We start from the raw sequence: 9,538 nt of genomic DNA, 5'->3' as shown, positions 1-9,538 counted from the left end.
CCCCTTGCCCACCCCCCCCCCCCCCCCCCCCGGCCCCCGTCCCCCAAAAAACCCCCGGGGGGCCCCCGGCGTCGTCATTGTGCTGTGAAGTGCGTGCTAGAGTGCGTTCTAGCTTGTGTTGTCGCGTGCGTTGTAAAGTGAGCTCTGGTTACTGGGTATCACCCCCACTGTTGGAGCCTGACGATGAACAAGATCTTGCTTGGCACCCTGCTGTTTTCTCCCCTGCTGGCCGCTGCGGCCACCCCTTCCTTCGATTGCGCCAAGGCGAAAGGCGGCGCCGAAACCCTCATCTGCCAGGATGCCGGGCTGGCGACGCTGGATAACGAGCTGTCGGCCCTCTATCCCAAGGCGATTGCCGCGTTCTCCCCCGAGCAGCAGAAGATCGAGCGTGCCATCCAGCGCGGCTGGATCAAGGGTCGCAACGACTGCTGGAAGGCGGGCGACTTGCGCCAGTGCGTGGAGGAGAGCTACCAGCGGCGGATCACCGAGTTGCAGATAAAAGGCGGTCAGCTGAGGGTGCCAAGCCCGGTGGACTACCAGTGCGCCAACAATGTCACCCTCTCCACCTACTTCTACAACGAGGCCAAGCTGCCCGCCGCCATGGTCAACCTGAGCGAGGGGGACAACCAGCAGCAGGTGCTCGCCTATGAAACCCCCAGCGCCAGCGGCGCCCGCTACGAGGGGCAAAACCTCACCCTCTTCACCAAGGGGAGCGACGCCAGGCTGGAGCGCTATGGGGAGCCCACCCTCAACTGCAAGGAGATCCCGGGCAACTGATCCCCTGCCCGGCCAGGCGCCGGGCGTCTCTGTTGAAGCCAGTAAGGGGGGGCTGCGAAGGGGTCACCAACAAGCGGCCGCCAGGCCCCCTTTCCACTTCCACTTCCCCTCCTCCAACCCGGGCGCCATCCCTTATGGGCAGCCACTCATTTGTTGATCCTGTCCGGCAATTCGCCATTTCCCCCTTTCCCTTCGCTGGCGGGCCGTTAATATAGCCAATTGGCAACACACGCCTCGTCGGAGTCTCCCCATGAGCCATGCCAACCCACCCGCAGGTAATGCGCAGCAGACTGGAGGCTGAAATCCAGTGCGGTAGCCATGCCGGCGTTTGCCACCGCCAAGGTCACACTGCTTTTCTATACAGTCGTAATGGTTGCGCAAAAGAAGAGGTCAAGGGAATACAGTCTGCGTCAGAAGCAGGTGAGTAAGCTATTGATTTATAATGTTAGTTATAGTGCCCTAAATCAGGGTGAAGCGGAATTAGATAGAAGGCGGTATTAATGTGTTAGTACCGCCCTCCATCTAATCACTGTTAGGCTTTTATTGAAGCATCGTTTTTTTACAATTAGGAAATGTGATGAAAGAAATCAAAGATTTTATGTACCTTGATATGGAGAAGGTAAGTTCATTGTATAGCCAGTTGTCTGGGGGGATAGTTCAATCTGTCGAAGCATCTTCAACGTCTAGTGAAAATAGTAAAAATTTAAGAAATTACGACTTTAAAATATTCAAGCATGAAGCCGGTGGCACTGAATCAGAATCTCAAGTTTTGAAAGAAGTTCGAGTGAGTCATCACGACATATACAATGAACTCGAAAATGAACTTTTTAAAAATGGCTATGCAGCTGAAATTGGTGTTGATGTTTCAAAAGAAGCAATCGAATCAGGTGAAGCCACCAAAATATTTGAAAGTGCTCTATGTATTAAAGTTGAAGGTCATGTTGTTTTAGAGGATTATGAACGAATTACTCGAATCGCAGATAACTACGAGGATATTACTGCTTTTGTAAATAACAGTATCAAATCGAATTTAACAGATACAGAAGAATTGAAAGCGATTATCGAACAAGTAGGTGTCTTAAAAGAAGACATCAAAAAGATGAAAAATGGCACAGCAAAGACTAAAAAGAAGAATGAATTAATATATTTTGAAAACAATTTCAACGCGCTATTAAACTCGAAATCAATAGGAAACGTTGATGATTGGATCATAGATGGTTTGAAAACATGGGTTCGAGTGTTTCTACCCGATGTATTTAATATTCGCGTATATCCATTTGAAGATTTGAAAAAATTTCATGTAATGTCAAATGTGAAAAGAAAATTTTTCCTTGATGATAATACTGAGTCAGTTCATTACCTTTTTGGCTCGAAACCAACAATAAAAGTTACTATATTAGGTGTTATTACATCAATACCGAAGAAGGAAGGCGATTCCTTCGATCCAATGAAAGAATTTGGTGATGAGGAGCTTGGCGAAGAAGGTAATGAAGCCCAATCATTTGAAAATGGGTTCCGTGGTGTTTTTCGAGGGTTTGATGGTCTAGAAGAAATGATTAGAACATGTAGGTATCCTAGAATCATGGTTCAACCTATTGCAGTCTATCGAGCGATCAAGCCTAACAAAGCGCTTAAACGGAACTAAAACAGTGGGTTACGTTTCGCTTCGCTTCGCTTCACATTTTAACCCACTATTTTAGTCCGCTTAGCGCGGCGTTATGCCAATCAAACCAAACTATCTCAGGTGAACTATAAAATTTATTGATGCCAAGAAAGAACTGATCCAGATACTACAAGATGCAGATACACGGTTTATTTCCGCATATCAAATTTGCATTGCCGTTGAGACAATGTTTCCAAATTTATGGAATGTGATTCAAAGCGAGTACGGCACGGCCACAGGTAATCCAACAATAGGGGCTGGTGCAGGGCAGCACTACTATACAGCCTCATTTGTCTCTCAAGCTATTGCGCACTTCAGTAAGACACTAAAAGAAATCAAAAAAGAATATTTAACCTGCGAGGGTGTGACATTCAACAATATAGAACTGGGTTACACCGGAAATGTTGTGGCCATCTGGGCATGGCAAGAATAAAAAGCGCATAACAAATATGTTTAAGTCGTTCGCTTCGCTCACTGGGACGCGCAAAAAGCACGCGCGCCCCATAAATAAAATGTTATGGCATCAGGACGCGTATATGTCGATACATGAACTAAATCTTTTAGAAAATGCGTTAGATAGCTTGTCCGAGGCGCTTTCGAAATTCGAAGAAGGCGAGGAAGGAGAGCATAAGGCATACAAATTTGCCGTTCTTCATCTTGCTCATTTTCTCGAACTAATATTTAAGCATCACATAGCATCAAAGCACCCACTTCTAATCTACAAAGATCCATTCTCACAAAAGCTCGATCGGAATAAAACCATCGGGTTATGGGAGTGTATTAACTTCATTAACAATGAAGATCCAGAAGCTGTATCGCCAGAGTTAAGAAAGGATTTAGAGTGGATAAAAAAGCTCAGGAATGAGATCGAGCACCATAAATTCACAATGGATGTTTCGCAAGTTAGAAGCACTATCGGCCGACTCTTTCGATCCGTCATGGAATTTTTGGACGACCATACTGAATTAGATATCGAAAGCCATATTCCAGTACACACAAAAGAAACCTTTAAAGTTCTATCGGACGAATATGAATTTTCTATTCGTACCGCTGTTAAAGAGGCCGATGAAGTCGAGGAGGCAAATCCAATAGATTACTCCTCTGATCCTGATGCAGATCCTGTACGCCTAGATTGTCCAGACTGTGGTCACTTTACGTTAGTGGTCAATGAAAATTCTGGCACTGGATATCGTTGCACATTCTGCGAAAACGAGGAAAGCGACGAATTGCCGGGTACCTGTGACATATGTGGAGTTCATACAACACAGGAAAACCTGGATTATTGGCCGCTGGACGATGGTGGCGTTGAAGCTCGATGTTATTACTGCTCAGGTAGGTATCACGCTGACAAAGATGATTGAAAAATGCCTAACAAGTCAATCAACTTCGCGCCTGCGGCGCCGGACGCAGCAACGCTGCGCCGGTTATTGAGGCGTTATGTTGCCCCGATAAATTTAGCTATCGTAGAGTGAAAAATGATAAGAAAATACAACGATAATGACTTAGATTCGATTCTTGAAATCTGGTTGACTGCTTCGATGAAAGCTCACGATTTTGTCTCGGCTGAATTTTGGAAATCCCAAGTTGATAACATGCGCAATATTTACCTTCCAGCTTCAGAGATATGCGCTTATGAAATAGATTCTAAAGTTGTTGGTTTTTACGCATTGTATGAAAGTAATCTAGCAGCGATATTTGTAGAGCCTGATTTACAAGGTAAAGGTATTGGTAAGCAATTGCTGAACCATGCAAAATCGCAAAGAGTTATGCTTACTCTTTCTGTGTACAAAGAAAATCAGGCGAGTTACCAGTTTTATCTGTCTCAAGGTTTTAATGTAATTAGTGAGCAAGTTGATGAACATACAGGCCATTTAGAGTACACAATGAGTACGGGCACATAACAAACGCCTCAAGAGGGACAGCCAACGCGTGGCATTTTTATTATGCGTTGGTTTTTGTGATTACAGTGTAATGCGGTAAGTTGGTAGTAGCGTTGGCAGCCTCTTAAGCGGGCGTTAGGCATTCAGGGAGGAATAATGCATTCTGCGAGTAATAAGTATCTGTTGGCTGCGGCAATATGTTGCTTTGCTGCCGCACTTGCTCATCTTGGCTGTATTTTTTTCGGAGGCGAGTGGTATCGTGTCTTTGGTGCAGGTGAGCAGATGGCACGAATGGCAGAGCAAGGGCTTTGGTATCCGACAATCGTTACCTCTGTTATTGTCTTGGTACTTCTGGTTTGGGCGCTTTACGGCCTGTCCGGAGCGGGTGTAATAAAACGTTTACCACTTACAAAATTAGCGCTAATCCTCATTGCCAGCATATTTTTACTTCGCGGCGTTTCATTCATTGGGTTAATGCCCATGTTCCCAGAAAACAGCCTGACGTTTTGGTTAATTAGTTCTGGTATATGTTTGGTTATTGGCGGCCTGTTTGCTCTGGGCTCATGGCAGCAGTGGTCAGTTTTAGGTACAAAAAATGCCTAACAAGTTGCTTAATTTCGCTCCGGCCACAAACAGCGTGGCCTCCACCAAATATCTGGAATATCTGGGACACCCACCTCCTCCATAGCAGGCTTGCCTGGCAAGGTGGGTGTCCTCTGTCAGTCACTGTCAGTCATCCAGTTAAATCATTTCAATGACGATCTTGCCCACGGCAAGTTGCGCTTCGCTGCGCGCTAAGGCATCGCTGGCTTGTGCAAGTGTGTAGACGCGGTCGAGTCGTACCTTTACTTGGCCTTGGTCAATCATGTTGGCAATGATGGCCAAGTCGTCGGCGTTGGGTTGCACCACATACGTTTAAACGTGACTTGGTTGGCGTCCCAGTATTCGGCTGCGACGTCGTCCAAAGTAGAAACCACTGTTCCACCGGGGCGAGGAAACCCTGGGACACCCACCATCTCGATAGCAACCTAGCCGGGCATGGTGGGAGTCCCAATATTGATGTCAGATAAATACATCGCCCCGTATTTATGCAAAGAGATACTCCTCCACAGACTTGACGGTAGCGTAGCCAAATTCAAACGCGGCCATCATTGCCGCATGGGTATGAGCGGCAGGCACGGTCACGCCACCAAACGAGAGATCCAGGGTGGCGCAGGCGTCATGCAGCACTGTCACCGGATAACCCATGTCCACCGCCGCACGCACTACAGCGTCAACACACATATGGCTCATTGCACCCATGACGACGATCTCTTGAACATTGAACGCATCCAGCTGCTGCTTGAGGTCGGTTTCTCGAAAGGCGTTGATGTGTTTCTTGACGATGACGGCTTCATTGCCTTCCGGGGCGACCGCAGACTGGATCCGGGCGCCGTCGGAGCCCTTGAGAAATAGCCTGGCATCCTGGCCATCGGCTTCGTGCCGAATGTGAAAGACGGGCATATCGCTATTGCGAGCATGGGCGATGACTCGGCCAGCATTCGCGACAGCGGCTTCGATGCCGGACAAGGGCAATTTGCCCGTCGGCAGATACTCGTTTTGCAGATCAACGACGACAAGACCTGGTTTCATAAACATGCTCCAGTCAAATTATCAAAGTGGCGTTGTGTGAAGGCGCAGGCGTTCGCTGGCGCTTCACATTGGGTGTGCAGCAGTGGGTTATTAAATAACCCACTGCTCAACCGAGCACCGGATCCTTTGTGGATCATCACTGGCGACGTCATTCGGTACCATGTGATTGACATCAGAACGCCAGCGAGGCACCGTCTTCCGGGATATCGACGCGGCGCTCGATCCCCTGCTTCTTGACGTAGGCCCGCAGCTCTTCACGGGTCAAGGACATGTGATTGACTGCATCCATGTGCACCGCGACAATTTTCGCGTTTTTCGCAGCCTGTGACGCCCGCAGCACGTCTTCCTCGCCCATGATGATTGCACCGTCGTACCCGATCATTTTTGCTTTCCCGGCGTTGAGGACGATCACCTCGGGCTCATATGTCTCAATGGCCTGGTCTACTTCTTTGCGCCAGATGGTGTCACCGGCCAAATAGAGGGTCTTGTAGCCCTTCGCTTGAAAAACGACGCCCATGGCTTCACCAAGCAGTTTTGCGGGAACGGGATCGGCATACATTTTGTCTGTGCCATGCTGGCCACCGGTTTTGGTGATTTTTACGCCGCCGAACTCGGCTTCGTCAGTCAGTACGCGTACGTTCTTGAAGCCTTGCGAGCGGATAAGCTGCGCATCAGCCTCATGCTGCGCAAACAGCGGAATGTCTTTAGGCAAGGCTTGTTGTGCCGCATCGTCCCAGTGGTCAAGGTGGGTATGAGTAACGATGACCGCATCAACACCCGAGAGGATGCTCTCTGCCGATGCGGGTAATTCCACCAGCGGATTGCGAAGGTGGCTGCGATAGGTGCCTTCAAACCCGGGGTAAGTGGCCTTTTTAGCCAGCATCGGATCGATCAGGAAGGTTGTGTCTGCGTAAGTGATTTTCACGGTCGCATTACGAACCTGCTGCATCTCAACTTTATGGGTTGAAGTGGAAGCCTGAACGTCGCTGTCTGCTGCAAACACAGGGGCAGTGACGGCGCCAAACGACATGGCGAGTACGAGGGGAAGAGCGTTGAATTTCATGTGATGGGTCCTGTTGATGTGTCGAGGAGGTCATTTTTGCTCAATCCCCATGCGTTAAAAAGTGGCCAAAATGACAACTTTCGATAGAATTGGGCCATCGATACTCAAGCAGGATCTAATCCATGTCCGTCATACGGGTTGCCGTGCTCGCCTTCGAGGGGGTGAGCCTGTTTCATCTCTCCGTGCCAGGGCTCGTCTTCGGCACCGTCCAAACCACGCAGCATGAGCCGCAATACGAGGTCAGCTACTGTGCTGAAGTGCCGGGCATGATAGAGAGCGATCAGGGCATCGCCATCGCCGTCACGCACGGGCTTGAGCTCATGGAGGAAGCCGATGTCATCATCGTTCCGGCCTGGAGTGATCCCGCGGCCGTGGCATCAACGCAACTGGTGGACGCCCTTCGATGCGCCAATGCCCAAGGCAAGCTGATCGTGGGGTTATGCCTGGGCGCGTTCGTGCTCGGCGATGCCGGTTTGCTGGATGAGAGGGAGGCGACCACCCATTGGCTCGCACGCGATATTTTTGCTCAACGGTTTCCGAAGGCCCGTTTTCGGCCCGAGGTGCTCTACGCCAGTAGCGACAACATAGTGACCTCTGCGGGAACCCTGGCCGCGATTGACTGTTGCCTGCATCTGGTGCTGCAACGATACGGCGCTGACACGGCAAATCGCACCGCGAAGCTGCTGGTGACCCCTCCACATCGGCAGGGGGGACAAGCACAGTATGTTGAACACTCCGTCCCCCGGCTCGCTACCGAGACCCATCTGTCCGATGTGCTGACATGGGCGAGGCAGAATCTGGCCAGCGATCTGTCGCTGGATCTGCTGGCTGAAAGGGCAAAGATGAGCAGGCGCACCTTTACTCGACGGTTTCGCGACGCCACCGGCAGTACGGTCACCCAGTGGTTGAATGCCGAGCGAGTTGTCAGAGCACAGGAGCTGTTGGAAACGACGGATTTGCCGATTGAATGCATCGCGGGTGAAGCCGGTTTCGGGACCCCCTTGTCGTTGAGGCAGCAATTCAGCGCCCAGCTGGGCACGTCCCCCTCTGACTATCGGCGGATGTTCTTTCGCAAGATGAGCCCGGATGCGAAGGCGCAAGGCCCGGAGCGTTCAACCGGGTCGCCAACATAGGCATACTCCCCCGCCTGGATATGCGCCGAACGATAGCCTTGCCCTCTCTCTGTCCGTCGCCTCCCCGCCCCGGCTTCAAGTCGAAGAGAGAAGCTGGCCACCGTCTTGATAGCAGACCCGATCATGGCTTGCTCGGTAAACGGGGGTCCCCTCTCAGTGCACTGCGCCGATGGCGTGCCCCCCCTCGGGGATGCATTCCCCCCTGCCGCTGGCCTATAGTGGGCTCCTTTCACACCACCTTTGCGAGCAGCAGCATGTATATCGGCGAATTTGCCCGGCTGGCGGGCACCACACCCAAGGCCATCCGCCTCTACGAGCAGCTCGGGTTGCTGCCCGAGCCCAGGCGGCGCGGCAAGTATCGCGTCTACCGGGCCGAGGATCTGGAGTGGGTCGCCTTCATTCGCGAGGCCCAGCGGCTCGGTTGCAAGTTGAGCGAGCTGGTTCCCTTGCTGGCGGGCCTCACCCGTCTCGCCGAGTTTCCCTGGCAGGCGGTGGAGCAGCTGGTGGCAGGCAAGCTGGCGCAGATAGAGGCAGAGATGGCCAGGCTGCAACGCCAGCACCAGGGCCTGAGCCAGTGCGCCGCCCTGCTGGCGCAGCACCCCTGCCGCTATGGCGCCCCGGTCCAGGTCGAGCCCCCCTCACCGCTCGAACAAGGACTTGCGGAACGGGCGCACAAGGTGGCTTGACTCTGTCCCATGGGACAAGGGGTGTAATGGCGGTTCACCTCAAGGAGCCATACCATGACCCCCAACCTGCTTGTCATCAACGGCAACCCCAAACCCGACAGCCTCTGCCATGCCCTGGCCCGCGAATATGCCCGCAGCGCCGAGGCCAGCGGCGCCCGGGTCACCCTGCTCCATATCGGCGAGCTGTCCTTCGAGCCGGACTTGCGCCATGGCTATGATCAGATGCCGCCGCTCGAGGCGGATCTGCTGGCATTGCAGCAGAGCCTCAAGGCGGCCAGCCATCTGGTGATCGTCTCCCCCGTCTGGTGGGGCAGCCTGCCCGCCCGGCTCAAGGGGTTGCTCGACAGAGCCCTGCTGCCCGGGTTTGCCTTCCGCTATCAGGCGGGCAAGGCACACCCGGAGCAGCTGCTCGCCGGCAAGACGGCGCGCCTGCTGCTCACCATGGACAGCCCGCCCTGGTACTACCGCTGGTGGCTGGGGGATCCCATAGGTCGCACCCTTGGCAAACCCGTGCTGGGCTTGTGCGGCATCAGGCTCAGCCACCAGCAGCACCTGGGGCCTGTCCACACCGCCAGCGAGAAGATGCGCACCCGCTGGCTGGCCAGGGCCTGCGCCGCGGCCCACGCCGATGTGCGCAGACTGGCGCGCCAGCGCAGATAAAAAAGAAGCCCCGCGATGCGGGGCTTCTTGTATCAGGCGAGGGC

The 9,538-nt window shown here is 52.3% G+C and carries 12 protein-coding genes; 9 read left to right on the top strand and 3 right to left on the bottom strand.

The features are described 5' to 3' along the window. Nucleotides 1-183 precede the first annotated feature (183 nt). The 6 genes from ACW5W4_RS16280 to ACW5W4_RS16255 all read left to right on the top strand — a co-directional run bounded on the left by ACW5W4_RS16280 (nucleotide 184) and on the right by ACW5W4_RS16255 (nucleotide 4,923). Entirely contained in the window at nucleotides 184-777 is a 594-nt protein-coding gene (locus ACW5W4_RS16280; RefSeq protein ID WP_456690087.1) for an MliC family protein, read from the top strand. Nucleotides 778-1,354: 577 nt separating this feature from the next. Further along, a complete protein-coding gene (locus tag ACW5W4_RS16275) occupies nucleotides 1,355-2,422 on the top strand; it encodes a DUF6414 family protein (protein ID WP_456690086.1) in 1,068 nt (355 codons plus the stop codon). A 205-nt stretch (nucleotides 2,423-2,627) separates the two neighbouring features. Then, nucleotides 2,628-2,873, top strand: a complete 246-nt coding sequence (locus ACW5W4_RS16270) for a hypothetical protein (protein WP_456690085.1) — start codon at nucleotides 2,628-2,630, stop codon at nucleotides 2,871-2,873. Nucleotides 2,874-2,976: 103 nt separating this feature from the next. Then, nucleotides 2,977-3,801 carry a hypothetical protein gene (locus ACW5W4_RS16265; protein ID WP_456690084.1) on the top strand — a complete coding sequence of 275 codons (825 nt, stop codon included), beginning with the start codon at nucleotides 2,977-2,979 and terminating at the stop codon, nucleotides 3,799-3,801. A gap of 114 nt (nucleotides 3,802-3,915) precedes the next feature. Next, nucleotides 3,916-4,341: an N-acetyltransferase gene (locus ACW5W4_RS16260; protein ID WP_456690083.1), complete on the top strand. Its 426-nt coding sequence runs from the start codon at nucleotides 3,916-3,918 to the stop codon at nucleotides 4,339-4,341. Nucleotides 4,342-4,476: 135 nt separating this feature from the next. Further along, entirely contained in the window at nucleotides 4,477-4,923 is a 447-nt protein-coding gene (locus ACW5W4_RS16255) for a hypothetical protein (protein ID WP_456690082.1), read from the top strand. A 138-nt stretch (nucleotides 4,924-5,061) separates the two neighbouring features. On the opposite strand, the gene ACW5W4_RS16250 is transcribed toward ACW5W4_RS16255, so the two are convergent. The 3 genes from ACW5W4_RS16250 to ACW5W4_RS16240 all read right to left on the bottom strand — a co-directional run bounded on the left by ACW5W4_RS16250 (nucleotide 5,062) and on the right by ACW5W4_RS16240 (nucleotide 7,015). Beyond that, complete coding sequence (locus ACW5W4_RS16250; RefSeq protein WP_456690081.1) at nucleotides 5,062-5,226, bottom strand: zinc-binding dehydrogenase; 165 nt, start codon at nucleotides 5,224-5,226, stop codon at nucleotides 5,062-5,064. Between the two features lie 180 nt (nucleotides 5,227-5,406). Beyond that, on the bottom strand, nucleotides 5,407-5,952 hold the full coding sequence (locus tag ACW5W4_RS16245; protein WP_427260788.1) for a cysteine hydrolase family protein: 546 nt from the start codon (nucleotides 5,950-5,952) through the stop codon (nucleotides 5,407-5,409). Between the two features lie 172 nt (nucleotides 5,953-6,124). Then, nucleotides 6,125-7,015 (bottom strand): MBL fold metallo-hydrolase, encoded by an 891-nt coding sequence (locus ACW5W4_RS16240; protein ID WP_456690080.1) that lies wholly within the window; start codon nucleotides 7,013-7,015, stop codon nucleotides 6,125-6,127. Nucleotides 7,016-7,137: 122 nt separating this feature from the next. On the opposite strand from ACW5W4_RS16240, the gene ACW5W4_RS16235 reads away from it, so the two are divergent. The 3 genes from ACW5W4_RS16235 to ACW5W4_RS16225 all read left to right on the top strand — a co-directional run bounded on the left by ACW5W4_RS16235 (nucleotide 7,138) and on the right by ACW5W4_RS16225 (nucleotide 9,494). After that, nucleotides 7,138-8,148 (top strand): GlxA family transcriptional regulator, encoded by a 1,011-nt coding sequence (locus tag ACW5W4_RS16235; RefSeq protein ID WP_456690079.1) that lies wholly within the window; start codon nucleotides 7,138-7,140, stop codon nucleotides 8,146-8,148. Between the two features lie 254 nt (nucleotides 8,149-8,402). Beyond that, nucleotides 8,403-8,834, top strand: a complete 432-nt coding sequence (locus ACW5W4_RS16230) for a MerR family transcriptional regulator (RefSeq protein ID WP_456690078.1) — start codon at nucleotides 8,403-8,405, stop codon at nucleotides 8,832-8,834. A 54-nt stretch (nucleotides 8,835-8,888) separates the two neighbouring features. Beyond that, nucleotides 8,889-9,494: an NAD(P)H-dependent oxidoreductase gene (locus tag ACW5W4_RS16225; protein WP_456690077.1), complete on the top strand. Its 606-nt coding sequence runs from the start codon at nucleotides 8,889-8,891 to the stop codon at nucleotides 9,492-9,494. Nucleotides 9,495-9,538: the final 44 nt, after the last annotated feature.

This window comes from Aeromonas crassostreae (genome assembly GCF_054052445.1).
This window is presented reverse-complemented; position numbering and strand designations above follow the sequence as displayed.

What these genes read in the sequence shown, in the direction of transcription:
- ACW5W4_RS16280 (WP_456690087.1), top strand. Translation starts at nt 184, where the DNA reads ATGAACAAGATCTTGCTTGGCACCCTGCTGTTTTCTCCCCTGCTGGCC.
- ACW5W4_RS16275 (WP_456690086.1), top strand. Translation starts at nt 1,355, where the DNA reads ATGAAAGAAATCAAAGATTTTATGTACCTTGATATGGAGAAGGTAAGT.
- ACW5W4_RS16270 (WP_456690085.1), top strand. Translation starts at nt 2,628, where the DNA reads ATGTTTCCAAATTTATGGAATGTGATTCAAAGCGAGTACGGCACGGCC.
- ACW5W4_RS16265 (WP_456690084.1), top strand. Translation starts at nt 2,977, where the DNA reads ATGTCGATACATGAACTAAATCTTTTAGAAAATGCGTTAGATAGCTTG.
- ACW5W4_RS16260 (WP_456690083.1), top strand. Translation starts at nt 3,916, where the DNA reads ATGATAAGAAAATACAACGATAATGACTTAGATTCGATTCTTGAAATC.
- ACW5W4_RS16255 (WP_456690082.1), top strand. Translation starts at nt 4,477, where the DNA reads ATGCATTCTGCGAGTAATAAGTATCTGTTGGCTGCGGCAATATGTTGC.
- ACW5W4_RS16245 (WP_427260788.1), bottom strand. Translation starts at nt 5,952, where the DNA reads ATGAAACCAGGTCTTGTCGTCGTTGATCTGCAAAACGAGTATCTGCCG.
- ACW5W4_RS16240 (WP_456690080.1), bottom strand. Translation starts at nt 7,015, where the DNA reads ATGAAATTCAACGCTCTTCCCCTCGTACTCGCCATGTCGTTTGGCGCC.
- ACW5W4_RS16235 (WP_456690079.1), top strand. Translation starts at nt 7,138, where the DNA reads ATGTCCGTCATACGGGTTGCCGTGCTCGCCTTCGAGGGGGTGAGCCTG.
- ACW5W4_RS16230 (WP_456690078.1), top strand. Translation starts at nt 8,403, where the DNA reads ATGTATATCGGCGAATTTGCCCGGCTGGCGGGCACCACACCCAAGGCC.
- ACW5W4_RS16225 (WP_456690077.1), top strand. Translation starts at nt 8,889, where the DNA reads ATGACCCCCAACCTGCTTGTCATCAACGGCAACCCCAAACCCGACAGC.